This is a genomic window from Paenibacillus sp. FW101-FHT12H11 (assembly GCF_058790355.1).
Genome location: NZ_JBYTCO010000008.1, coordinates 215,729 through 240,431, shown reverse-complemented (window position 1 = coordinate 240,431; position 24,703 = coordinate 215,729). Strand labels below are relative to the sequence as shown.

The window sequence follows — 24,703 nt, the reverse complement described above, 5'->3', positions numbered from 1 at the left end:
ATCTATATTCAATTCTTCTAGCTGCTCGTAATCGTCTTACAAGATTGAAGGGAGAGAAGTATGAAAAGAATTATTAGAAACAAAAAAATTCCAGCCATGCTGCTGGCACTCGCGACGGCACTGAATTTATCAAACATTGGCGCTTTGACGGCCCATGCGGCTCCACCGGGCGACGTCAACGTACTGAGAAGCGAGAAAATATCCTCCGGCGTCCACTTTACTACGGAGGAATACAATAACTACTATAAACCGAACAATCGCGTCGTCGTTAACCGTCTGGATATTAATCCGGCCGATGCAAACACGAGGATCATCACGGCCAAGGCATACGATACCATCAGTGCCGTGGAAACAATCGGCGATCAGGCAAATCGGGAAATTTTGAAAGGCAATCAAGTCATTGCGGGAGTCGACGGCGATTTTTACGATATCGATCCGGCATCCGGAAATCCGCTAGGGTTAATGATGAAGGACGGCGAGCTGATTGTAAGCCAGGCGCCGGGCGATAACGATCGCATCAGCTTTTATATGGATAGCGCTAATAAGCCCGATATTAAAGAAATTCATGCTGAAGGAGAGTTCACGGTTACGGGGGCTGTCTACAACGTCAATCTGCTTAACCGAAATCAAGCCGTCAATAACGCTTTAGTCATCCATACGAGCAAAGTTACGAAAACGCGTAAAATGACGCATAACTACGCTACCGACAAAGGCAAGTCCGTGTTCGCATTAATCCGTGTAAACAACAATTTCGACGGCGTTCATCCAGGGCAAACATACACAGGAACCGTCGTTAACGTAACGTCGACGGAAGGTTTTGATATTCCCGACAACTATGTCGTTCTGGAAGGCGTAGGCACATCGAAACCTATCGTCCAGGCATTGCAGACTAACGCCGAAGTTAGCTTTAAATATGATTTACACGTAGGCAATGATGCCGCGAACCAAGATATTTTGAACAACAATATCGAGACTTCAATCACCTCTAACGCTTGGCTTGTTCGTGACGGCGTAGCGGTGACGACCGGCGATCCGGCCGCTAACGCGCGTACGGCATTAGGCCTGAAGGCGGACGGAAGCCTTGTCGTGGTAACCGTAGACAAGCCGAGCTCCAGCTATACGGGGAGCATAGGAACAGGTCTTCCCGATCTTGGGAAATATTTATTAGAAGCGGGAGCCGTCAATGCGCTTAATCTGGACGGCGGCGGTTCGACGGAGATGATCGTACGCCAAGCGGGCAGCGATCGTCCGGTGACGATAAGCCAACCTAGCGATGTCAATGGTTCGAGACTCGTTTCCAGCTCCTTGTTATTCGTCAGTACGGCGACGAAAGGCACGACGGTCGGCAACGTGGTCGTCGATAAGAACGTGACGCTCTACACCGGCTCGAAATACGATTTCTCCTATCGTTTGGCGGATGAATTCGGCAATCCGATCTCCAGCGGCAACAGTCCCGCAGCTTGGGCGTCGACCATTGGAAGTGTCGACCCGAACGGCCATTATATCGCGAATACCGGAACCGGCACGGGAGAAGTTTCCGCGACAGTCGACAGCGTGAAGGGGAGCGCGAAAGTCTCGGTCGTGGATGCTGTGGCTACCCTAGCTTTGACAAGCACCAACGTAGTTATGAACAATAATGCGAAAAAGCAGTTCGGATTTGTCGCTACCGATGCAAGCGGGGGACAAGTTTACATCGATCCATCCGTGGCAACTTGGAGCCTTTCCGGCAGTATCGGTACCGTGAACGAGAGCGGTTTGGTCACTTCCAACGATAGTAACGGAACGGCAACGCTTACGGCAACGGTTGCGGGTAAGGCGTTAACAACACAAGTTACAGTCGGCATCAAAGAGCAGGTCATCGACAATTTCGAGACGTACCCGATCGAAGGTTACCATCTAAGCGGAATCGGTTATAATAGTGTTTCCCAATATGCGGGAAGCGCAGGAACAAGCCCGTACTTGAGCATCTCGACGGATGTTAAGCATTCGGGAAGCAAAAGTTTTAAAATGGACTATGACCTTAGCAAGTGGACAAACAAAAATTCGAACGGAACGCTGAACTGGATCCCGCACTGGTATAAGGGCACGAAATGGTCTGATGCTCTTGCGGATCAAATGCTTGCCACGTATAAGACTGATGTTTATCCGAAAAAATTCGGAATGTGGGTGTATGGGGACGGCAAGGCTCCTTGGTTAAGGGCGATATTCAGAGATTCATCAGGTGGAGCAGATAAAACACTTGACCTAACAACGGAAACAGACGATATTAACTGGGTTGGTTGGAAGTATTTAGAAGTTCCATTCCCAGAAGGTTGGACGTTACCGATTACACTTAACTATGTATATATGGTTGAGACAACAAAATCGAAGCCGGCCTATTCCGGAACGGTCTATTTCGATGATATGAAATTTATTTATACGGACGAGGTTACAGATACAAGCGGTCCGGAGTTTACCGAGACAAGTCCTTCGTCGGATGGCTTGTTCAGCAGCACCCTTGATTTCTCGACGACGATTACCGATAGTCTCTCCGGGGTAGACGAGAACAGAATCACGGTTAAAATCAATGGCGTGGATTATAAGGATTACATGTATGATAAAACCACGGGTCGTCTTAGCTTCAAGTTAGACAATTTAACCCAAGGGGATTACAGAGTATTCGTAGATGCCTACGACAAAGCGTTAACCCCTAACGAATCCGTTCCATATATCGACAAAACGTATCACGTGGATTTGACTCCGGACGAGGAAGCTCCTACGATGACAGACGTAACTCCTACGAAGGACGTTAAGGTCAAAATTCCGACGCCGAGGGTCACGTTCAAACTATTGGACAGCAAGTCGCAAGTAGATCCGGGAAGCATTTCCGTTAAGATGAATAATATCGACCTGCCTGTATATTATGACGCCAACACGGGTTGGGGATATGCCGAACCAACAAGTGACTTAGCGAATGGCGAGTATGCCTTGAGAATCAATGCTCGGGATAAAGCCGGGAACGCCATGCCGACTTATAAGGATCAATTGACTGTGGCCTCGATTCCGCAACCGCAAGATGGAGATAACTTCAAAATCTCGCTGATTCCGGATACGCAAGGCAACGCCTTTACCGATAAATTGTTCGCTAAGGTTGCAGCGGATGATACTTCATTAGTCATGCACATGGGCGATATCGTAGATGATGGCTCTCAACTGCAATACGATCAAGCATCGGATTTCGTCAACAAGTATTTCGGGGCCGCAGATTCTAAACCGTTCTTCGTATTGGCGGGTAATCATGAAGCGTTCCAGAATACCTTGGATATCTACTATAAGAAATTCGGTTCTCCGACGATGCATTTCGATTATGGGAATACGCTGATCATCATGTTGAACTCGGCATATATCCAAAGTCTTACCTTATCGGATTCCACTCAGTTCCATTGGTTGGAAGAAGTTTTGAAGAAAAATACGAAGAAAAACATTATCGTTCTTGACCATGTAATTACGCGCGACGCATTCGGCACCAAGCATGAAATGGATCCGAAGGACGCCGCGAAATACGAGTCTATTTTAAGCAACTACAAGCTCGAGCATCCAGATGCGGATATCTACAGCATTTTCGGACATTTGCACTCTCTTCAAAATTGGGAAGTTGGCGGAGTCAATTACATCATTACAGGTAACGGCGCCGACAAGACATACCTCCCGCATAGCGATGGAGATTTGCTGGGCACAGGTAAGATGACGGTTTCAGGAGGTAAAATGACGTACACCTTCGACCCTCTCTTGACGAAGGTTTACATTCATAACGACGCGATAATCTCGGGCAAAATGAACACAGTAATCGGATCCCAAGTCCAAATGGATTTGTTCGGGGACTTCAGGGAGTATCCTTCTAATTACTTGGCTCAAATCAATAACCGCAAATTAGTTGGGATTGACTGGAAATCCAGTAACGAAGACGTTGCTTCTGTGGATGCAAATGGCGTTGTCACTTCAAAGTCTTCCGGTACGGCAATCATTACGGCGACATCCGGCGGAAAGAGCAATTCGATTTCGGTCGAGACAGTTAAGCCGACGGACGTTCAACCGGTCAAGCTTGAATTGTCCGTTCCTGCGGAAACGGAAGTTGGCGACACGTTCATCCCGACAATTAAAGCGACTAACGCTTATGGCGTGGTTTACGCCCTTGACGCGAAGGACGTTACTTTCAGCTTCAAGAACGGGAAGGCACACATGCAAGATGAGGGAGTTATCATCGCGGATGCCGAAGGCGATGAAGAGATTACAGCTACGTTTAGCGGTTTGAATGCCACGGCCATCGCGAAAATCATCGCTAAGCCGCCTACGCCTCCGGCATCAGGCCATGAGGATTCAGGCAATGGCAACCTGGGTAATTCCGGTCCGATCGTGATCGCTCCTCCGACGAAACCGAATGTCGATCTCACCAAGGACAGCATCGTGAAATCCGACGTCTTCGCGGAGCTCGCGAAAGACAAGAACGCGTCGATAACGTTCGAGGGCAACGGCTACAAATGGAAAGTCACTGGCTCTGACATCACGAATCCTAATGCTGACGTAGACTTAGGTGTTAACGTCAAAAATCAAGCTCCCGCAGGAAAAGTTTCGACCCCTGTTCAAGTTAATACAAAGAAAGTTGTTATGGGCTTGTCTCTCAACCAAAACGGAGCTCTTCCGGGGAAAATGACGCTTGAGATCCCGACGAGCCAAGAGCAAGCGGGCAAAAAGCTCTTCTTCTACGCGGTAAATTCCGCGGATCAAGCTCCTGTACTCGTATCCGAGCTTACTGTAGACGAAAACGGAAACGTAGCGATTCCGTTCACAACTACAACAGCAGCCGAGTACATGCTGACGTCGCAAAAAATTCTTGATTTCAAAGATGCTGATGAGCACTGGGCAAAATCGGATATTTATTATCTGACTGGCAAAGATATTATCAGCGGAGTAAGCGACAATGAGTTCTCTCCGAATAATGAAATTACGCGTGGCGAATTTGTAAAACTTATCGCAGGTGCCGCTGGTGCCGATGTATCCGCATATACAAACAGTACATTCGCGGATGTTAAGTCTACCGATTGGTATGCGCCGTACGTTGCATGGGCGGAGAAAAATAAAGTCGTCAATGGGATCGACGAAGAATCTTTTGCTCCAAATGCGAACATCTCCAGGGAGCAAATGGCTGTCATCCTGATTCGATTAACCAATCTCGTTGGATATAAATTGGAAAGCAGCGTAACACCGAATCAGTTTGGGGACGAAACGAGTATTTCCTCTTATGCGGTTGAAGCGGTGAAATTCGCGCAGCAAGCCGGGATTATTAACGGATTGCCGAACAACCAATTTGCACCTGCTAAGAGTGCAACTAGAGCTGAAGCAGCTAAGATGCTAGCGACGTTGCTCAAAGCAATGGAAAATAAAAAATAAGTATTTTGCAACGATCGCTCTCTGGTTTTCAGAAACCAGGAGCGATCGTTTTTTCATGAAAGAATGGATGACTGCAGATTGAAAAAGTAGTTTATCTTTAGTGGTAAAAGATGTATCATATAATCTGTCGTATATATAATACAAAATAGTGATGGAGAGCTGACAATGAAGAAATTGAAGAGTTTACGTCTTAAAATTTTACTTGGTTTCTCGGCTGTTTTGGTGTTGTTCGTTGTAATGTCCGTTTTTATTTACACGCATGTAACCGTTTTCGATGAGAGTGTCAAACAAATCGTAACGAGTGATGTCACGAAGTTGGTTATTGATGAAAAGCTAAGCGGAAATATACAAAAACGTATTGCCTTGGTAAGGGGTTATATCCTATTTGGGGACCCGGATTATAAAAAAAGATTCTTGGAAACTACGGAAGAGAGCAAGGAGTACCAGGAGCAACTTTTAGCCATAACGACTTCGCAAGAAGCGAAAGATCTAGTAGCAAAAAGTGTTCAGTGGAGACAGGTAATTGAACAAAAGTTATTTCCTGCTTACGACAGCGGCAATAAGGAATTGGCGATCCAAATTTTAAAAGATGAAGTAACTTCTACAGGACGTGAAATTGACGAAGGCTTTAACAAATTAGCGCTGACCAGAGAATCGGAGATTCATGAACTGGGAAGTGGGTTGTTATCCAGCGGAAACCGTTTGGAGTTGAATATTGGAACTTTTTCTATCATCGCCATAATCATAGGAGTAATACTGGCTCTTTTCATTGCCAATCAAATTGTATCCCCGATTATTAAAGTTGTTTCCAGAATGAAATCCATTTCTGCAGGCAATTTAACGGAGGATAAAATGATAACGAATGTGAAGGACGAAATCGGACAATTAATCCACGCTTCGAATGATATGGCGGAAAGCTTGCGTGATATTATTGTGCAAGTGAGAATAAATTCTGAGCAAGTGGCTGCAGCAGCGGAAGAGTTAACAACAAGTGCTGAACAAACGAGTCATGCCACAGAGCAGATCTCCATCACGATGCAAGATATTGCGTCGAGTACTGAAAAAGAAGTTCAAAGTGTGGAGGAAACCTTAGAAACGGTGAGCGAAATATCCGATCGTGTGCAGCAAATTGCGAGAAATGCGCACTCTGTCACAGATGCGGCTATGGAAGCGGCTGAGAAGGCAGCGCAAGGAGGGGGTGCCATAGAGAAGGTTGGTAAACAGATGAGTGCCATTCATCAGACCGTTAATGGTTTATCGAGAAATATGAAAGGTCTAGGCGAACGTTCCCAAGAAATTGGGCAGATTATTGAAGTAATGGCCGGCATCTCCATGCAGACGAATCTACTGGCCTTGAATGCAGCGATTGAAGCAGCTAGAGCAGGAGAGCAAGGACGCGGATTTGCGATTGTTGCGAATGAGGTTCGTAAGTTAGCGGAACAATCGGCCAATTCCGCTGAGCGTATTTCTCAATTAATCGGTATGATTCAGGAGGAGGCAGCTAAGGCTGTTCAATCCGTGGAATTTACAACGAAGGAAGTAGCTGTAGGCATCGAAGTGGTTCATACGGCAGGAGAGTCGTTCGAGCATATTGATACGGCTATCCATGAAGTGTCAACTCAAATCCAAGAAGTTTCATCTGCGGTTCTTCATGCAGCCTCGGGCACGGAACAATTGGTTCATGCCATGCAGTTCATTTCCGAAGCTTCGGGAAATATTGCTGCAGGAACGCAAGAGGCATCCGCGTCAGCCGAGGAGCAATTAGCATCCATGGAGGATATTTCGTCCTCAGCTGCAAATTTATCTGCGATTGCCGAAGATCTGCATGTCATAATTAGACAGTTTAAAGTTTAAAACAAGAAGGTGTCCTTAAGCCAAGATGTTGGCGCGAGGGCACCTTTTTTTATTTATTAGCCAGGTAGACTTGATTATTTTCAAATAAATTCTTTACTTGGTCGGCCATAAACTGAGTGGAATGCGGCATTTGATGGCGTATCCACCACTCTACAATGCCGATGAAAGCAGAGGCCATGAATTGCGCTTTCAGCTCAAGATCGATGTCGGGCCGAGTGTCCGGCTTTTTCATTTTAACCATCAGATTGACAGAGATAAAATTCAGCAGTTGTTCCCGGAAAAGAAAAACTCTTTGATTGGAAAACATGGCGGAGAAGAAGGGAAAGTTATCGCGAAAATAATCAAAAATCGGCTTGGGCTCCTGCACCATGCCTTGCGAAACCGAAGGATTCTCCCGCTTCGTGCAGAGCGAAATCAATTCGTTGATATGATCTTCGATGCATTTATCCAAAAGGTCGTATTTGTCACTGTAGTGCAGATAAATGGTGCCGCGGTTCACATTGGCGCGCTCGGCGATTTCGTTGATGGTGATCTGTTCAAAATCTTTTTCTGAAAAAAGTTCCAGAAACGACTTGGTGATGGCTTGCTTCGTTCTGAGAATGCGGCGGTCGGTTTTAACTACGTTCTCCAACTTAGTGTTACCTCCTTTCAGATAATCAACAATCGGAAGCGTGATGTTGGATATCTAACAAATCCGCATCAATCAACCATTGAGTAATCCGAGCTTCTGTCTATAATATTAATCAACGGCCGTTAAATATTCAACACGTGTTTCATATATTCAACATTGAAGGAGTGTTTAACGATGGAAAATGTACAAGGTAAAGTGGTCATTATTACAGGAGCATCCAGTGGAATAGGTGAAGCTGCAGCGAAAATGTTGGCGCAACATGGCGCAAAGGTGGTATTGGCCGCCAGACGAGAGGAACGCTTGCACGCGATTGTGGACGAAATCAAACAGGCTGGTGGCGAGGCTGTTTCTGTAAAAGCCGACGTCGCTTCGGCTGAAGATATGCAGCAGTTGGCCAAGTTTGCCTTGCGTGTATATGGCCGCATCGATGTACTGGTGAACAATGCAGGCGTCATGCCGAGCTCCAGGATGAATGAATTAAGAGTAACCGAGTGGGATCAAATGATCGATGTGAATATCAAAGGCGTTTTATATGGTATCGCCGCAGTACTGCCTGCCATGAGGGAACAGCGGTCGGGGCATATCATCAATCTGTCTTCTACCTCCGGTTATCAGGTGTCACCAACATCGGCTGTATACGCGGCTACCAAGTTCGCGGTAAGAGCCATCTCGGAAGGACTGCGGCTTGAAGAATCCGCGGCTTCTAATATCCGATCGACCGTGATTGCTCCGGGTCTGACGAAAACCGAATTGTTTGATAGCATTACGAGCCCTGAAGTGCAGGCGATAGCCGGTCAAATAAGCAGATTGGGGATTTCTCCTAAGAGCATTGCCAGAGCCATTGCATTCGCCATTAACGAACCAGATGATACACTTGTCAGTGAAATTATGGTTAGACCGACCGCTTTAGCTTAATCATTTCCAGCAAAATAGGCACCCGTTTCTCCGAGCAAAATGGAACCTTTTATCGGCTTGGACATAAGATGAAGCTGTGCAGATGAAAGGGGGAACTGCTGTGAATACATGCAAAGTTTTGTTTATTACGGGAGATTTCAGCCAATATGTACAACGGAGTTTTCATTATTTTTCACAGGCCTTATCTGAACTGGTTCAACTCTTTGTCTGGCACGAGAAAGGACACATTCACGATATTATTAAACAACTTCCCGAGCGGCCGGACTTTATTCTCTTAAACGATATTAGAAAACAACATTGTCCGCCTATTGACGGATTGGCTGAGATCGACATCCCGCTTGGTGCCATCGTACACGATACCCATTACAACATTGATGAGCGTAAAGAATTTTTTACAGCGAACAATATCTACACTATTTTCTCTATATATCGCGATCCGTTTCATGTGCAATTCCCGGAGTTTGTCAACAAGATGCATTGGTTTCCCCACTTTGTAGACACAACTATTTTTCGCGACTATGGACTCAAGAAAGATATTGATATTATGCTGTTAGGCAGCACGAGAGCGGAAGTGTATCCGCTTAGGAACTTGATGCTGAATAAGATGAAGTCGAAAAAAGGATTTTATCATAAGCCGCATCCTGGATATCGTAGTTTTACTGCTGACGAAGAGAAGAAAGTACTCGTAAATAAATCATATGCACGTGCGATCAACCGCGCCAAAATCTTTCTTTCCTGCGATTCGATTTATCACTATCCGCTGCGTAAATATTATGAAGTGCTGGCTTGTCGTACGCTGTTACTTTCCTCTGCGTCTAAAGAGCTGCTCGACTTAGGTTTTGTACCTGGGGTCCATTTCGTCAAGGTAACGGAACAAAATTTTGAAGAGAAAGCAGACTATTATTTAAAAAATAAAGAGGCTCGCAATCGCATTACGGAAGCGGGTTATAAACTTGTTCATAATCGCCATACAGTTAAACATCGTGCGATGAAATTCGTTGAAATTGTCGAACAGATCATCAGCAATAAATCTAAACGCATCTAAATTAAAACACCTTTATGTCATCCCTCTCCGGAATGACGTAAAGGTGTTATTTGGTTTATCGAAAGCCCTCCCCTAGTCGAAAGACGTGGGGAAGGCTATGATTGGGATCCATGATGTTCTGAGTATCATAAATGAAAGCAGCGTGCTGCAGGATCTCCGTCTTTGGCATACTATGGTGCTGCATTAATATGACCACGCAATCCGCTTTTTGCAGGACATCAGGTGTGAGCTCCACACTTTGGTGGTAAGTCCCACCAACATGAACCGAATTCACGTATGGATCGTGATAACTAACTTTCGCTCCGAACTCCAATAATTGCTGGAATACTTTTAATGCTGATGATTCGCGTACATCCGCGACATTACTCTTATAAGTTATTCCGTATAAAAGTATAGCTGCGTCTTTAAGCGTTTTTTTAGGTTTTAGTATTTCATCGATTCTTTTGACAATATAGACGGGCATGAATTCGTTAATGCTGTCGGATGCTTTGATAAAACTCGATTCAAGGCCAAGCTGTTCCAGTTTCCATTGCAAGTAAAGCGGGTCAACTGGTATGCAGTGACCGCCGATGCCGGATCCCGGATAAAACGGGTTGAAACCGAAAGGTTTCGTACGAGCCCCTTCAATGACTTCCCATATATTGATATGCAGGGAATCGCAGAGAACCGCGAGTTCATTAATAAAAGAAATATTAATGAATCGATAGGCATTTTCTAGCAGTTTGGCCATTTCGGCGATTTCCGGACTAGAAACGGAGACTAATTCTTTAAATACCTTGCCGTATAGCAACTGTAATTGATTCAAGCATGCTTGTGTCATTCCGCTTACTAACTTGGCTATGTTTTCTAGAGGCAATTCTGTACTACCGGGATTAATACGTTCAGGCGAGTATCCGATAAATACGTCTGATCCGATGGCGTAAGGCGTTCCTGCAACTATTCTTTTCGCAATATCCTTAGTGGTTCCGGGATATGTTGAGCTTTCTAGGATGACAAGTTGTCCCCTTCTAAGGATTTTCCTGACGGTGTCGGCTGCTGCTTCTATATACTGAAGATCAGGTTGACGGTTAGGGGTGAGTGGTGTTGGAACACAGATGATGATTGCGTGAGCGTCACAGAGGTCATTGGGGTCGTACGTCGCAGTGAAATGATCGGATGAGTGAAGGAAACGAGCTTCTTGTTCATTTAATCCAGAGAGGGATATTTCTTTATTATGAAGTTTCTGAACAGTCTCTCGGTTAATATCGAACCCGGTTACATCGAATCCACCTCTCACAAACAGCGTTGCAAGTGGCAACCCTACATACCCGAGCCCTATGATGGCGACCCGACTCCGTTTGGAAGCTTGCTCGACGTTATTCACTTAAAGTTCCTCCAATCAAACGAGGTTTTTTAAAAAAGTTTGGACTAAGTGACAAGTTTACAGCCAATTGCTGATAATAGTCTCTTAGCCTCTTTGTGCATCTTGTCATTATATAAGTAGACATCGCTCTCTGGTAAAGGGAAAAAGCATTCTTCATGCTTCGTAGTTTGAACGTGGTCTTTCAATAAATACCCTTTGATATACTTTCCTGTTATATTTACATGATCTAGGGCGAAAATAACGATAGAGCGTTTTTGCAGGTTTTTTTTCTCTTTTTTTCTTATGTGCTCAATAATCTTAGGCGTAAGCTCGCTGTATGAGCGTGCACCCAAATAGTAGGTGTACTTTTTTCTTTGTTTGATGGGAACCATAGTAAATTGCGGCCACCCCCATGGGTTATTGTGCCATTCCATCACGCACCCGGTTTCTTTGGGGCCATTCCATTTATGAAAAAAATATTGGACTAGATAAGTCCGTATTTCAGCATACTTTTCTACATTGGATAGGGTCAGGTTCGTGCCGTGCAAGCGGTAGTTGTAAAATAATTGATCTACATATAAAAAACGATGTTTCTCTGCTAGTTTATAAAACATTTGCCTGTCTTCCATGTGCCGTCCTTTAAAAGGAACATTCAAATCCCATCCGTCAACTTGTCGAACTGCCGATGTCCGGTAAAAGCGAGGGATGACCATCCATCGATAGACCAGCGTGTCAAATTTGCTATCAAATGTTCGGTGCATTTGGGGAGTAGATACATAAGAACCATCTTTCTTTCGATTGTGAAGCATGGAGTTTCCATACGCTAAGGCAGTATCCGGACTTGCTTTTTCCATACTGCCAAGCAAGGTTTCCAGTGTATGAGTTTCTACCCAATCATCGGCATCTAGCTGCATAAAATAGGGAGTTTCAATAAGTTTTAATGCATCGTTCAGCACCCGGCCGATACCGCCGTTCACGGGTCGCCTTACGTAAGTAACTCGGGGATCATGAAGATATTCGGCTACGACTGCCTCAGTATGATCCGTAGAGGCGTCATCAATGATAAGTAAATGCCATTTTTTCAAGCTTTGGATAAGGATACTCTCGATTGAGGCTTGGATAAATGCGGAACGATTATAGGTTGGCATGACAACCGTAACCTTGGGGGCAGTAGAAGAAACAGCAGTTAATGTGGAGGAAGAATCTGACTGCAAGGGGGTTCTATGAGCAGACATCGGGAGCAGCTTCTGCAGATGCAGCCACCCGCCATAGGAATACTCAAAGACGGGTTCGTACTCATTGCCCCATAGTTGCAGCATTTTCGTATAAACATAGCGGCGCGTTTCTTCGAAAAAATGACGGTTACGAATTCCCGAAATATTGGCTTCATGTGATCTATGATGGTATAAATGGCAATCTAAGTAATGAAACCGGTATTTGTTAATCATTTTCAATAAAAGATAACGATCTTCCATATAGCGTCCTTTGTGCGGATCATCAAGTTCGAATCCCCCTACGGCACGTACGGCTTCTGTGCGGAAAAATCTAGGGAAAATCATAGGACGATACAGCATAAACTCATATTTGTTTTTGAATGATTTATGTTTTTGCACTCCTTTTATTCCAATACCGTCTTCACTTTCAGTCCAGAAAACCGTATTGCCAAACACAAGTCCAGTTGATTCATTCTGTTTATTCATCTCATCAAGCAAGATCTGTAGTGCTCGTATATCTAACCAATCATCGGAATCCAAAATGATAAAATAGGGGGTGCGTACTAACTTCAGCCCATCCGACAATACAGCTCCGGTCCCTCGATTCGACTGAAATCGAACGAATTGAATGCGTGGATCATCGAGAAAGGCGCTTGCCACTTGAGGCGTCCCGTCTGTCGAAGCATCGTCGAGTATGATCAGCTTCCACCCTTGGTAGGTTTGGGCAATCACACTTTTAATCGCATCACTCAAATAATGTGCACGGTTAAATGTAGGGATAAGGACAGTAATCAACTCATTAGGTTTTTTATTCATAATCACCAAGGCAATCCCCTTTCACTACATGGAATCTCCTCTACCATAAATGCTTGTATTACTATCTTATTAAATTTGAATAGTTTGGTTCCTGATCTGATGCTAAAAGAAGAAATTGGGTAGAGCCCAGGATCAGCACGCTCCAAAGAAAAAAGCCTGCTCCATTTTAGAATGGAACAGGCTTCTCAAGTTTAGAATGGGAATTGGCGAGCTTCTTTTTGCAGTCCAATCCCTTAATGAATCGTCGGCGCCGATGATGGCGATTTTCATTGTTTTTCCTCCTAAAATGGTTCGAATTCTGTAATAATTATTGTTACAACATAGACGAAAAAAAGCCTGTACTACTTGAAGATATGATAAATAACATCTTGTAGCGTTTTATTTCTAAGCTCATTTTCCATGGCTGCTTTCACACTTTCAAAGGTCACGTCCAAAGTTTGTTGAATTTCCCTGCCGACCGTACAATTTGGATTCGGATTATCATGGATATTGAAAATCTCAGACTCCAACTGGACGGATTTATAGATATCATATAAGGTGATTTCGCTTGGACTTTTGGTCAAGGCAAACCCCGCAACGCCTACTCTTGAAGATAGCAAGCCGGATTTTTTCAACATGCTGGTAATTCTGCGAATGACAACGGGATTCGTTGAGACGCTTCCTGCAATCATATCCGAAGAAGCCTTGGGGTTCGTATGAACTAGAGCCATTATATGAATGGCAACGGAAAGACGTGTGTTAACCATGACGATCACCTCGCGAAGAAAGTGTCTTGATGTTTACCCCATTATAGCAGATAAATGAGCTTCTAGCTTCTCCATGGTCATGGCAGTGACACCTATTATCGTATACGCTACATATATTCACCCCCCTCTGTCATTAACAATTTAAGAAAGTTTTAATTTTTACACTCATATCTTCTTAAATATTTTTCCTTATCCTTGAGTGAGCGGCTGGCTATAGCTGCTATTGGACTAGTGAAAAAATTTATAGAGGTGGGAAAGAAGGATGTCAATTACCATTTTGATAGCTGATGATGAGACGGAGATTGCCGATCTTATCGAACTTCATTTAGAGAAAGAGAGCTATCGATGTTTGAAAGCAGCTGACGGTCAGGAGGCTATAGCTGTCTGTGACGCGCATGTCATTGATTTGGCGATTTTGGATATTATGATGCCTAAGCACGATGGTTATGAAGTAACCAGGCAGATACGAGAGAAGCATCACTTCCCTATCATTTTTTTAAGCGCCAAAACGTCCGATCTCGACAAGATTGCGGGATTGGTAAGAGGGGCGGATGATTATGTGACCAAGCCATTCAACCCGATGGAGTTGGTAGCGCGAGTCAACGCGCAGTTGAGGCGATCTAAGCAATTCAATCAGTCGACGCAAACAGCTAGACCTGTTTTGGAGGCTGGTGGATTGTTCATCTATCCCGAAGAACGTACTGTTTTTTTATACGGACAACCCATTGAATTAACTCCGAAAGAGTTTGATATCTTACACCTGTTGGCCCGACATCCTAAGAAAGTGTTTAGCTCGGAACATATTTTCGAACAAGTGTGGCGTGAGACTTATTATGAGGGCAGCAATACGGTCATGGTGCATATTCGCTCTCTGCGGAAAAAGCTGGAGGAAGACGTGCATAAAACCAAACGGATAAAAACCGTCTGGGGGGTGGGGTACTCATTCCATGGCTAGCATGTTCCGGAGTTTTCGATTTAGAATGATTTTATGGTTTGGCTTAAGTATGTCTATATCAGCGGTAATCACTTACATCCTTTTTAAAGTCCTTCAATCTTACTACTACACGACCAGGTATGAAAATCCCTTAACGAAAGTACGTTATTTCATAAGAGATATCGGGGATATCAATTTCTTTCTGCTCATCTTTCTTCCTCTCTCCTTTTATTTCTTCTATCTCTTCACGAAACGATATGCGACCTATTTTCATGTCATATCCAATGGAATTAACCAGCTCGCGAAAGGTGATTTCAACAGCCGTATTCGCCTGTCCTCCAATGATGAATTCGGTGATGTCGCGAGAAACATTAATCGGGCAAGCGAGAAGCTGCAACAAGCGATGGAAAGGGGCGATTTTGCGGAAACCAGCAAGGAGCAATTGGTACTGAATTTGGCTCATGATTTGCGTACGCCTCTGACTTCTGTGATCGGTTATTTGGATTTTATCCTTCAATCGGATGGACTAACGGGCGATCAAACGAATCACTATACACGCATTGCCTACACCAAAGCACAACGGTTAGAAAGGCTGATTGACGAGCTTTTTGAAATCGCTCGAATGAACTATGGCAGGCTTCCTCTCGAAACAAGAACGATCGATCTCAATGAGCTTCTCATCCAATTAACGGAGGAATTATTTCCTGTCATAACTAAAAAAAACTTATTAATCAGAATGAAAATGACACCGCATATGCTCGTTTGGGGTGACGGAGATCTGCTTGCACGCGTATTTGAGAATCTTCTGACGAATGCCATTCGCTATGGTGCAGACGGGCTGTTTATCGATATTATTGGCCATTCGGACGGTCGAGAGGCTGTGATCCAAGTGGTCAACTATGGAGATTGTATTCCGCAGGAGGAGCTGCCGCATCTCTTTGATATGTTTTTTACGGGGGATATGGCCCGAACGCATGAAGAAGGCGGCTCCGGTTTAGGCCTGTTTATCGTAAAGAATATTGTAGAGCAGCATCATGGCACAATAACAGTTCAAAGCAATTTAATTCGTACACTATTTGAAGTCCGTATACCCCAAGGTTGACATCGCCTTTCAAGGCGGTGTTTTTTTTCTGACTTTAGAAAAACTTTAAGTTTTACCCTGCTTTTTTTTTAAAAGTTCATCTTAATCTACATGTAAGAGAGGAGGGAGTAGATGAAAGGTTTATGTAAGGATGCTTCAGCGGCATGGATGTTTCTTGCGCCGAGCGGTATCGGATTTGCGCTATTCTACCTGATCCCGTTTGCTATGGGTTTGTACAATTCCTTCATGGACGGTACGGTAGATAGCCGCTTTGTGGGATTGGATAATTACCGTGCGCTGCTTGCAAGCGACTCCTTCCGGAAGGCAGCTTTCAATACGTTTTACTTCAGTATTGTTAGTGTTCCGCTCATGCTTGTGCTTTCGCTTAGCTTGGCGCTGTTGTTAAACCAGAATATTTATTTTCGTAACTGGCTTCGTATGGCATATGTGCTGCCGCTTGTCGTTCCTGTCGCTTCCATACTGCTTGTCTGGCAGATTTTATTGGACTGGAACGGCTCTTTGAATGCCTGGTTGAACAGCTACGGGATCGCACGTGTGGACTGGATGAAAACGGATGATGCCCGAACGGTCATCATTGTTGTGTATATATGGAAGAACATCGGCTATAACGTGATTCTTTTCTTAGCGGGACTTCAGCAAATTCCGAAGGATTATTACGAAACCGCCAAAATCGAAGGCGCTGGGCGCTTACGGCAGTTTGGCAGTATTACGATGGTCTATCTAACATCCACCATGTTTTTTGTAGTCATCATGTCGATCATTAATTCGTTTAAAGTGTTCCGGGAAACGTATCTGATTGCGGGTGATTATCCGCATGACAGTATTTATATGCTGCAGCATTATATGAACAACATGTTCACGTCGTTGGATATTCAAAAGCTGACTGCATCAGCGATTTTGATGGCCGGCTGTATTCTTCTGATCGTCATAGGCATGTTTATACTAGAGCGCCGGTATCGGCAGTTTATGGAGTAGGGGGAAGGAGTCGTGTTTGTTGCTAGTATCCTGAGAAAAATTGCGTTAACGATTGTTATGGGCGTCATAGCCTTCGTGTTGTTATTTCCTATTGTTATTACTTTTACCAATTCATTAATGACTGCCCAAGAAATCAGCATCAACTACAGTCCTATTGGGCAGATGAACAAAGCGGCTCGTTTCGTGAATATCAAATTACTCCCGGATCAAGTGACTTTGGAACAGTATGGCAAGGTGTTAGTAGGCAGTCCTAGATATTTGAAAATGTTCTGGAATTCGGCTTTTATGGTCATACCGATTATCGCAGGCCAGACCTTGGTAGCATCGCTTGCTGCTTATGCCTTCTCCAAGCTGCGATTTCGCGGGCGAGAGCCATTGTTTCTCGTATATGTCTTTACGATGCTGATGCCGTTTCAAGTGACTCTGGTGCCCAATTATATGATAGCGGATAAGTTGGGGCTTTTGAATAGTCCGAGTGCGATCATTTTACCAGGTATTTTCGCAGCCTTCGGAGTGTTCATGCTTAGACAGTTCATGCTGGAAATTCCATATGCCTATATGGAAGCGGCCAAGATGGATGGAGCCGGTCATTTGCGGATTTTCTACACCATCATTGTCCCTATGATTACGCCGGGTTTGGCAGCCCTAATTCTTCTTCTGTTCGTTGACTATTGGAACATGGTGGAGCAGCCGATCGTTTTTCTGGAAGATCCGTTCAAGCAGCCATTATCCGTGTATTTATCCAGGATAAGCGGCGAGCCAGGGATTGCTTTTGCTGCATCCGTGCTCTATATGGCTCCGATGGTGCTGCTGTTTCTGTACGCGGAATCGTACTTTATAGAAGGTATTCAATTGTCTGGCCTCAAGGGTTAGTCTTGCGAAAAGTTTATTCGAGAGAAGAAAGGGGGAACGGGGTTGGAGAAGGAGCCGGCTGTATTTGGCCGAAAGAAAAGCATTCAAGTCGTATTCCTTGTTTTTATGGGATTACTTGTGTTCTTTTCGCTATTCAGCAATACCTTGCAGTCGTTAGCATTACCGAAAGTGAGAACGGAAAAGCCGATGAAAGGGAGCCTCGTATTTACAATTGAAGGCAGCGGCAGTCTACAACCGTTCTATGAGGCTAAATTGTCGAATACGGCCGGGTGGAAAGTGCAGCAGATTCTCGTTAAAGGAGGTGATCCTGTAAAAAAAGGGCAACCGCTCATCCGTTATGACAGCAAAGCGGCCGAACATGAGCTGGAAGATGCTATAACCAACCTGGACAAGCAAAACATCGAGCTTCAGAATGCGCAAGATCAGTTCATCCTGTCGGCCATGGACGGGGATGACATCAAGATTCGAACGGCAAGGCGCGATCTTGAGACGAGAAAGCTCGATCTTGCTGCGCAGGAGCGCAAAATTAACGAATTGAGAGATGGACTGGCAGCCCATAAGGAAATGACGGCTCCGTTCGATGGCCTCATAACGAAGGTCAATGCTACGGAAGGGTTGGTTTCGGGGGGAGAACCGGAGATTCTTATCACGAATAACAGCCTTGGCTACCGTTTCAATCTATCCGTCGATTCAACTCTTCTGACCAGCTTAGGAATGTCGGCAGGAGAGAAAATAGAGGTCGAAGTACATGCTGATCAAGAACCCTATACGCGTTTCATCAACGGAACAATTGATGAAATGGCGGATGCAGAACCTCGAACCGTAAGTTCCTCTGATGGAGAAGCAGGCAAGACGATATTAGTGCCTCAGAAGGTTCTTCGCGTGAAGGTCGTTGATGCTGAATTGAAGGGGGGTGAGCAGGTTCGAATCAAGCTCGAGAAGCGGTCGCGTGAAGAGGGTTGGATGCTATCGAATGAAGCGATTCATCAGGATCGAGACGGTATGTTCGTTTATAAATTGGAAGAGATGAGAAATGCATTGGGCAACGAATTCATAGTCCGTAAAGTCAGGTTGCAATACAGCGAAAGAAATAACAAAGATTCGATGGTTCAATCCGATAGCCTTTATGAGGAAGACATGGTGATCTTGGAGAGCAGTGAGCCTTTACAAGATGGAAACCGAGTACGTCTAGAGTAATTAAGCATGCAACTGAGAGAGAAATAGGAGGATTCATACGATGAAGAAGTGTCAATCAATCATAATTATGAGTTTTTTAATGGCGGTAGCGACAGCGTGCAGTTCCGGAAGCCGTGATGACTCAGCGGCAAGCAAGGAGGTCACAGGATCAGGGGCGGCAAAGGGGAAAACTGTCGTTACGATGGCTTTACAAGCGGCAAATCCTTATTACCAGACAGTAGAGAAGAAGTTTGAAGAAAAATATCCTGACATCGATCTTCAAATTCAGTTTACAAATGAGTATGAGAAATACCAGAAGACGACGAATGCAGCTCTGCTATCAGGAAAAGGGCCAGATATCTTCGAAATCAGTTCACTGCCGATCGGCGATTATTTGGACAAAAAGCTTCTGCTGAACATGAATGACAACATGCAACAAGACCAGACAGTGAATAAAAGTGATTTACAAACAAATGTCTTGGATGCCTTAAAGTTAAATGGAGGTTTGTATACGATTCCTTCCGGTTTTTTCTTGCGGGCTTTCGTCGGTGATGGAGATATTCTTGGAAATACGAAAGTTGATGATAAGAATTGGACCTGGAAGCAGTTTGCGGAGACCTCGAAGAAAATGGGGCAAAGCGGCACGGAGCGACGTTACGCGTTAGCCAATGATCCGCCAGAAATTCTACTGCAAGAAATGATGGTCGATCATTACGCACAATTTGTTGACCATAATGCAAAAAAGGCAACATTTGACTCCCCTTTATTCATTGAAGCGATGCAGCAAATTAAGAAAATGTATAATGACAAAGTCATGACCTCGGAACCTGCTGATGTAGGCAAGCAAATGTTCTATTCTACTGTTTTGCGATCACCCGTAGATTTTATAGATGGTTTGCACCAGTTTTTCGCCAATCCGAAGCTGCTGCAAAAACCCGAGCAAACAGGTGGAACCCGGATTGTTACCTCGACCCAACTTGCGATTCAAGCCAGGTCTCAGGTGAAAGAGGAGGCTTGGAAGGTAATTACCTTCTTGTTATCGGAAGAGGGGCAGTCTCTGCAAGAGAGAGAGGGCTTTTCGCTGCTTAAGTCTGTGAATGAGAAGACATTAAACAGCATTCAGGAGCAGGTGAAAAGCGGTACGTATAAGCTAAAGGACGGAAAAGTGCCTAAGGTATCGGATGAAGAATTCAAAAAGTTCAAACAGCTCCTAAGTACTGCAGATAATTATCCCATGGTAGACGGTAGTGTAATTGCCATGATAGGTGATGAGGCTAGAGCTTTCTTTGGTGAGCAAAAGACTGCGCTGGAAGTAGCAAAGCTGATCCAGAGCAAGGCAACAACCTTCTTGAACGAGTAGGATACGTGACAGAGCAGTACCTGCATATAAAAAGTCATGACAATCAATTGAAAATTGAATGTCATGGCTTTTCGTATAAATGATCCTCAGCACATCGCTGTGGGTCTTTTTTTTGTCGCGCCACGCTTTGGCTAACAGTGGTATAATCAGTTTTGTTGATCATGATCTCATAGAAAGTTGAGGCAGAGTTTAAATGATTACAAGAATGATCTATCGAGCGGAATTTCAAGAGGGGCAAGGATCTGCGGGTGTAAAAGCTTTGGAAAGAAGTGAGCAGGCCAAACAACGCATCGTGCAAGGTGAGTTAATGACCGCTGCTGCTTATGTGTGGAGAAATAGTCTATTCCTCTATTATGAGTGTATAGACGGCCGGTTAAGTCCTGATGAAATCGCCGGTGCAGCTGTCCCTTATCTGAAGGACTGGCCTGGTCATGCGGAACCGCGCAAGTGGATTCCTATGATTGACGTGTTTCACTTTAATGAGCCGGCTGATTACGAACACTGGCTGCGTAAGGATCGGGTAGAGAAACGCGTCGGGAGGGTTGCGCATCTGAAACCTGAGATGATCAGCAGTTATATCTATTATCATTATCAGCTTCAGGAAGAACGGTCGTTCACAGGGGACAAATACGAGATCATTGCGATGCACGAGAACCTGCTGTTTGGCTATCAAGAATTTCCAAAAGTTATCGAAGAGCCGGTGGTACCCGGTCGATTGACAACGAAGGGAACTCCGGAGAACTGGCAGGATTCGCGCATGGATTTGCACTTCCAGCCTTGGGAAGAAGACGGCTATCTGTACTTCAAACCGATTGAACCTATCTTTGCGTATTATATTGGCGACTTCAAATGAATTAAGCTGCATGGAGGAATAACAACGTGGAACAACGTTTGGAACAGTCCAAAAAGGTCTACGCCATGCAACTGGCTACGATTTTTCTAGGCTTCATTGTGTTTGGCTTTTCAGAAAATATTAAGGGACCCGCGATCCCGCGCATTCAATTCGATTTTATGCTGAATGAATCGCAGCTTGGGACACTGCTGTCTCTCAATGCGCTGGGTTATCTCATCGCTTGCTCCTTCACGGCTTTTTTAACCCGCCTATGGGGAATTAAAATCGTCAGTATCGCTGCTTTTGGCGTGATGATCCTGTCAGGTGTGTGTATTTATTTATCCAATAGTTTTCCAATATTTTCCTCTTCCTATTTTCTCATGTATATCGGCAACGGGATGCTGGAGATTGCACTCGCGATTCTGGGGGCGAGAATCTTTGTGAAAAATACGGGAACGATGATGAATCTCACGCATGGCTTCTATGGACTTAGTTCCACGGTTGCTCCGTTGATTGCAACAGGACTTATGTCTGTAAGCGTATTCGGGCATATGCTCGATTGGCGCGGCATGTATGTGGCCATGCTTTCGTTGTCCATACTTCCCATCCTTTTTGCATTGCGCAGCTCTTTTCCTTCCGATGAAGTTGCCCATGAAGACCGGGTTCCTTTGAAAACACTGATGCGTGATCGAGTTCTGTGGTTCATGGTCCTGATTCTTTCCTTTGGCGTTGTATCGGAACTCGCGGTAGGCGGGTGGTTAGTCAATTTCCTGGAGAAAGCGTACAAGTGGGAAGATGTGAAGGCTTCCGGCATGCTTTCTGCCTTTTTTCTCTGTTTTACGCTTGCAAGGTTAATTTTGGGTCCGATTACGGATAAAATCGGATTCATTTTGTCGCTGATTATTTTCTCTGGATTTTCTGCGCTATGCACGTTTGGTGCCATAGTGGGCGGAGAACCGCTTGCCTTCCTATTCGCAGCGGCGGGAATCGGTATCGCGATGATTTATCCAACCGTTATGGCCTTTATTGCCAAAAGATACCCGAACGGAACCGATACGGCCATTACATTCACGGTTACGCTCATGGGCGTCGGCAGTGTCATCGGCAACTATCTCATTGGCGGCGTTATTGAATTGGTCAAAAACGGGGTTGGATCGGACACGCAAATCGGTTTGATTCGCGGCCTCCAGACCGGATATGGGTTCATCGGGTTGTGCGCGGCGATCTGCGCCGTGTGCAGTTTCATTTTGTACCTCATTTTAAAAAAGCAAAAAGAGCTTATCTGAATCTAGCAATTTGTGGTACGATTCTTACATAGTAAGGAGAGGAGTTTTGAAGATGAGACCGAAAGTTTTTCTTGCAAAGCGAGTTCCAAGTGAAGTAGAAGCGTATATTGCACAGCACTGCGATTATCGAAAATGGGACAGGGAAGAAGAAATTCCTCGTCAACAGCTTTTAGAGGAGCTGTCCGATATGGACGGACTCTTAATCTCCGGCGGAAGCATTGATCAAGAATTGCTGGATCATGCGCCGAAGCTCAAAATTGTAAGCAATGTGTCGGTAGGCTACAACAATTTAGATACGGCGGCCATGAAGGCCAGAGGTGTTATGGGAACGCATACACCAGGCGTATTGGATGAGACGGTGGCCGATACGGTGTTCGGGCTTATTTTGGGCGCAGCAAGGCGAATACCGGAACTAGACGCTTACGTGAAAGCCGGCAAGTGGAAAAAGGGAAGCGATGATCACATTTTCGGCATCGATGTTCATCACGCCAAGCTTGGGATTATCGGCATGGGGCGCATCGGGGAGGCTATAGCCAGACGGGCGAAGTTTGGTTTTAATATGGAGGTCATGTACTACAATCGCAGCCGGAAAGAAGAAGCTGAACAGAAGCTGGGTGTGGTTTACCGGTCGCTGCAGGAGCTGCTGAAAGAGTCTGACTTTGTCGTGTTAATGACGCCGCTGACAGCTGAAACGACCCGTTTAATCGGCCGCGAAGAGCTGGCGCTTATGAAGAACACCGCCATCTTTATCAACACGTCCCGCGGTCAAACCGTGGATGAAGAAGCACTCATTGACGCATTGGAAAAAGGGCGGATTCGCGGAGCGGGTCTTGATGTTTTTGAACAAGAGCCGGTAGATCCGGAGAACAAATTATTGAAAATGCCGAATGTCGTCACTTTGCCGCATATCGGATCGGCCACCCATCAAACGCGTTCTGATATGGCGATGCTTGCCGCAACGAATTTGGTGAAGGGTGTTCAAGGGGAAGTGCCGCCGAATCTTGTGGCGGAGTTGAAGTAAGGAAAGCCTGACGGATCAACTTTGATCTCCGTCAGGTTTTTTTTATTTTGTCGCCAACCGACCTCTCATCCATCCAATCAGTACCACGCTTAGCGGATAAACAATGCCTATGAGAATGGCGAGAGGGATGTAAGTGTGGTTATCCCATTTTTGTTCGAATGCGCCATTGGGGTAAACGACAAGAGCCAGGACGGTAACGATTAGCCCGATAGGCGTACACAGCGATTTGTAATCGCGTAGTTGAAATGTGTGCGCTAAACCTCGAAGTGTTGTATGAAAGTACATGGATGTTTTGAAGAAAATAGAGACCAGCCATAAGAAAGCTACGACAACTTCGATGCGCTGCAAGAAATTGCCGATGCTGATTCTTTGCGCCAAGGCATAACTGGGAAACGATTCCATGGCCGTCGTATCTGGTCCTAACACCAACACACTGGATACCACAAGCAAAAGCAAAACCAATCCGCTTATCACAACGCCAACAAGGTATCCCTTTGCAGCTCTTTTTACATTTGCAACTAGATTGATAATCGGGCCAATCGTAATAAATAAAGGGATATACGTAAAGCAGAGGATTCTGATCACACACCTGGTAATGGGAATGGCGGTTGCCTCTCCAATCGGCAAGAGATTGTTCGTGTCCATATTCGGGATATTCATGGTCATAAATAAGGCAAACAACAGGATGAGCCAAGGAAAGAAAATTTCAGCCGTTCTAAGAAAAACAACCAGCCCCAGCTTGGCTCCCATCATGACTACCAGCATGAAGAGGATATTAATCGCCTGGATCGGCGTTGAAGGCATAATTTGATTGCTCATGAAATGGCCGACGTAAAAAACGTCCTGAGCGCCAAAAATAAGCGTCAGAAAGGTGAGGCCCAAGGTGATCATTCGGCCCAGCCACTTGCCAAAAACGAGGTCGTTGATCTCGAAAAGAGATGAGACCGCATATTTTTTCGCCACTGCTGTATAAAGGAGGGTCAAGATTGCGCCCAGACCAATGCTAATCACAAGTGGGATCCAGGCATCCTGTTTGGCATCCGCGGCTATCGACGCTGGTATGACCAGGATAGCTGTACCTATGGAATAAAGGATGACGATGATCATGAGTTGCCGCGGTGTGATGGACTCTTTGCCCATGCAAGCACATCCTT

Annotated in this window: 19 protein-coding genes; 13 read left to right on the top strand and 6 right to left on the bottom strand. The window is 45.1% G+C overall.

Annotated elements, in window-relative coordinates:
* The first annotated feature begins 60 nt into the window (after window positions 1-60).
* Together AC3WTJ_RS25480 and AC3WTJ_RS25475 are read left to right on the top strand one after the other, a co-directional pair.
* A complete protein-coding gene (locus AC3WTJ_RS25480; protein ID WP_492524202.1) occupies window positions 61-5,427 on the top strand; it encodes an S-layer homology domain-containing protein in 5,367 nt (1,788 codons plus the stop codon).
* Between the two features lie 165 nt (window positions 5,428-5,592).
* Window positions 5,593-7,281, top strand: a complete 1,689-nt coding sequence (locus AC3WTJ_RS25475) for a methyl-accepting chemotaxis protein (RefSeq protein ID WP_492524201.1) — start codon at window positions 5,593-5,595, stop codon at window positions 7,279-7,281.
* A gap of 49 nt (window positions 7,282-7,330) precedes the next feature.
* Here the strand turns inward: AC3WTJ_RS25475 and AC3WTJ_RS25470 are convergent, their stop codons facing one another.
* Complete coding sequence (locus AC3WTJ_RS25470) at window positions 7,331-7,912, bottom strand: TetR/AcrR family transcriptional regulator (protein ID WP_492524200.1); 582 nt, start codon at window positions 7,910-7,912, stop codon at window positions 7,331-7,333.
* Between the two features lie 174 nt (window positions 7,913-8,086).
* Here AC3WTJ_RS25470 and AC3WTJ_RS25465 point away from each other — a divergent pair, with 174 nt between their 5' ends.
* Both AC3WTJ_RS25465 and AC3WTJ_RS25460 read left to right on the top strand, forming a co-directional pair.
* Window positions 8,087-8,827: an SDR family oxidoreductase gene (locus tag AC3WTJ_RS25465; protein ID WP_492524199.1), complete on the top strand. Its 741-nt coding sequence runs from the start codon at window positions 8,087-8,089 to the stop codon at window positions 8,825-8,827.
* A gap of 100 nt (window positions 8,828-8,927) precedes the next feature.
* Window positions 8,928-9,872 carry a glycosyltransferase family protein gene (locus AC3WTJ_RS25460; RefSeq protein WP_492524198.1) on the top strand — a complete coding sequence of 315 codons (945 nt, stop codon included), beginning with the start codon at window positions 8,928-8,930 and terminating at the stop codon, window positions 9,870-9,872.
* A gap of 55 nt (window positions 9,873-9,927) precedes the next feature.
* On the opposite strand, the gene AC3WTJ_RS25455 is transcribed toward AC3WTJ_RS25460, so the two are convergent.
* The 4 genes from AC3WTJ_RS25455 to AC3WTJ_RS25440 all read right to left on the bottom strand — a co-directional run bounded on the left by AC3WTJ_RS25455 (window position 9,928) and on the right by AC3WTJ_RS25440 (window position 13,990).
* A complete protein-coding gene (locus tag AC3WTJ_RS25455) occupies window positions 9,928-11,235 on the bottom strand; it encodes a nucleotide sugar dehydrogenase (RefSeq protein WP_492524197.1) in 1,308 nt (435 codons plus the stop codon).
* Between the two features lie 44 nt (window positions 11,236-11,279).
* Complete coding sequence (locus AC3WTJ_RS25450) at window positions 11,280-13,244, bottom strand: glycosyltransferase family 2 protein (RefSeq protein WP_492524308.1); 1,965 nt, start codon at window positions 13,242-13,244, stop codon at window positions 11,280-11,282.
* A 132-nt stretch (window positions 13,245-13,376) separates the two neighbouring features.
* Entirely contained in the window at window positions 13,377-13,514 is a 138-nt protein-coding gene (locus tag AC3WTJ_RS25445; protein WP_492524196.1) for a hypothetical protein, read from the bottom strand.
* 71 nt (window positions 13,515-13,585) lie between these two features.
* Window positions 13,586-13,990 carry an Rrf2 family transcriptional regulator gene (locus AC3WTJ_RS25440; RefSeq protein WP_127450345.1) on the bottom strand — a complete coding sequence of 135 codons (405 nt, stop codon included), beginning with the start codon at window positions 13,988-13,990 and terminating at the stop codon, window positions 13,586-13,588.
* 262 nt (window positions 13,991-14,252) lie between these two features.
* Between AC3WTJ_RS25440 and AC3WTJ_RS25435 the strand changes: the two genes are divergently transcribed.
* The 9 genes from AC3WTJ_RS25435 (at window position 14,253) to AC3WTJ_RS25395 (ending at window position 23,549) form a co-directional block, all read left to right on the top strand.
* Complete coding sequence (locus AC3WTJ_RS25435; RefSeq protein WP_492524195.1) at window positions 14,253-14,945, top strand: response regulator transcription factor; 693 nt, start codon at window positions 14,253-14,255, stop codon at window positions 14,943-14,945.
* Complete coding sequence (locus tag AC3WTJ_RS25430) at window positions 14,938-16,026, top strand: sensor histidine kinase (protein WP_492524194.1); 1,089 nt, start codon at window positions 14,938-14,940, stop codon at window positions 16,024-16,026. Before AC3WTJ_RS25435 ends, AC3WTJ_RS25430 begins: the two co-directional genes overlap by 8 nt.
* A gap of 111 nt (window positions 16,027-16,137) precedes the next feature.
* The gene (locus AC3WTJ_RS25425) at window positions 16,138-17,001 is read left to right on the top strand and encodes a carbohydrate ABC transporter permease (protein WP_492524193.1); all 864 of its coding nucleotides are present in this window, start codon (window positions 16,138-16,140) and stop codon (window positions 16,999-17,001) included.
* Window positions 17,002-17,013: 12 nt separating this feature from the next.
* Window positions 17,014-17,874 (top strand): carbohydrate ABC transporter permease, encoded by an 861-nt coding sequence (locus tag AC3WTJ_RS25420; protein ID WP_492524192.1) that lies wholly within the window; start codon window positions 17,014-17,016, stop codon window positions 17,872-17,874.
* A gap of 42 nt (window positions 17,875-17,916) precedes the next feature.
* On the top strand, window positions 17,917-19,071 hold the full coding sequence (locus tag AC3WTJ_RS25415; RefSeq protein WP_492524191.1) for an efflux RND transporter periplasmic adaptor subunit: 1,155 nt from the start codon (window positions 17,917-17,919) through the stop codon (window positions 19,069-19,071).
* Window positions 19,072-19,111: 40 nt separating this feature from the next.
* Window positions 19,112-20,410 carry an ABC transporter substrate-binding protein gene (locus AC3WTJ_RS25410; protein ID WP_492524190.1) on the top strand — a complete coding sequence of 433 codons (1,299 nt, stop codon included), beginning with the start codon at window positions 19,112-19,114 and terminating at the stop codon, window positions 20,408-20,410.
* A gap of 193 nt (window positions 20,411-20,603) precedes the next feature.
* Window positions 20,604-21,263 (top strand): hypothetical protein, encoded by a 660-nt coding sequence (locus AC3WTJ_RS25405; protein ID WP_492524189.1) that lies wholly within the window; start codon window positions 20,604-20,606, stop codon window positions 21,261-21,263.
* Between the two features lie 65 nt (window positions 21,264-21,328).
* Entirely contained in the window at window positions 21,329-22,528 is a 1,200-nt protein-coding gene (locus AC3WTJ_RS25400; protein WP_492524307.1) for an MFS transporter, read from the top strand.
* A 52-nt stretch (window positions 22,529-22,580) separates the two neighbouring features.
* Window positions 22,581-23,549 (top strand): 2-hydroxyacid dehydrogenase, encoded by a 969-nt coding sequence (locus AC3WTJ_RS25395; protein ID WP_492524188.1) that lies wholly within the window; start codon window positions 22,581-22,583, stop codon window positions 23,547-23,549.
* Between the two features lie 42 nt (window positions 23,550-23,591).
* Here the strand turns inward: AC3WTJ_RS25395 and AC3WTJ_RS25390 are convergent, their stop codons facing one another.
* Window positions 23,592-24,689, bottom strand: coding sequence for a GerAB/ArcD/ProY family transporter (locus AC3WTJ_RS25390; RefSeq protein WP_492524187.1), 1,098 nt, complete (start codon window positions 24,687-24,689; stop codon window positions 23,592-23,594).
* Window positions 24,690-24,703 lie beyond the last annotated feature (14 nt).

What these genes read in the sequence shown, in the direction of transcription:
- AC3WTJ_RS25480 (WP_492524202.1), top strand. Translation starts at nt 61, where the DNA reads ATGAAAAGAATTATTAGAAACAAAAAAATTCCAGCCATGCTGCTGGCA.
- AC3WTJ_RS25475 (WP_492524201.1), top strand. Translation starts at nt 5,593, where the DNA reads ATGAAGAAATTGAAGAGTTTACGTCTTAAAATTTTACTTGGTTTCTCG.
- AC3WTJ_RS25465 (WP_492524199.1), top strand. Translation starts at nt 8,087, where the DNA reads ATGGAAAATGTACAAGGTAAAGTGGTCATTATTACAGGAGCATCCAGT.
- AC3WTJ_RS25450 (WP_492524308.1), bottom strand. Translation starts at nt 13,244, where the DNA reads ATGAATAAAAAACCTAATGAGTTGATTACTGTCCTTATCCCTACATTT.
- AC3WTJ_RS25445 (WP_492524196.1), bottom strand. Translation starts at nt 13,514, where the DNA reads ATGAAAATCGCCATCATCGGCGCCGACGATTCATTAAGGGATTGGACT.
- AC3WTJ_RS25440 (WP_127450345.1), bottom strand. Translation starts at nt 13,990, where the DNA reads ATGGTTAACACACGTCTTTCCGTTGCCATTCATATAATGGCTCTAGTT.
- AC3WTJ_RS25435 (WP_492524195.1), top strand. Translation starts at nt 14,253, where the DNA reads ATGTCAATTACCATTTTGATAGCTGATGATGAGACGGAGATTGCCGAT.
- AC3WTJ_RS25430 (WP_492524194.1), top strand. Translation starts at nt 14,938, where the DNA reads ATGGCTAGCATGTTCCGGAGTTTTCGATTTAGAATGATTTTATGGTTT.
- AC3WTJ_RS25425 (WP_492524193.1), top strand. Translation starts at nt 16,138, where the DNA reads ATGAAAGGTTTATGTAAGGATGCTTCAGCGGCATGGATGTTTCTTGCG.
- AC3WTJ_RS25410 (WP_492524190.1), top strand. Translation starts at nt 19,112, where the DNA reads ATGAAGAAGTGTCAATCAATCATAATTATGAGTTTTTTAATGGCGGTA.
- AC3WTJ_RS25405 (WP_492524189.1), top strand. Translation starts at nt 20,604, where the DNA reads ATGATTACAAGAATGATCTATCGAGCGGAATTTCAAGAGGGGCAAGGA.
- AC3WTJ_RS25400 (WP_492524307.1), top strand. Translation starts at nt 21,329, where the DNA reads ATGCAACTGGCTACGATTTTTCTAGGCTTCATTGTGTTTGGCTTTTCA.
- AC3WTJ_RS25395 (WP_492524188.1), top strand. Translation starts at nt 22,581, where the DNA reads ATGAGACCGAAAGTTTTTCTTGCAAAGCGAGTTCCAAGTGAAGTAGAA.
- AC3WTJ_RS25390 (WP_492524187.1), bottom strand. Translation starts at nt 24,689, where the DNA reads ATGGGCAAAGAGTCCATCACACCGCGGCAACTCATGATCATCGTCATC.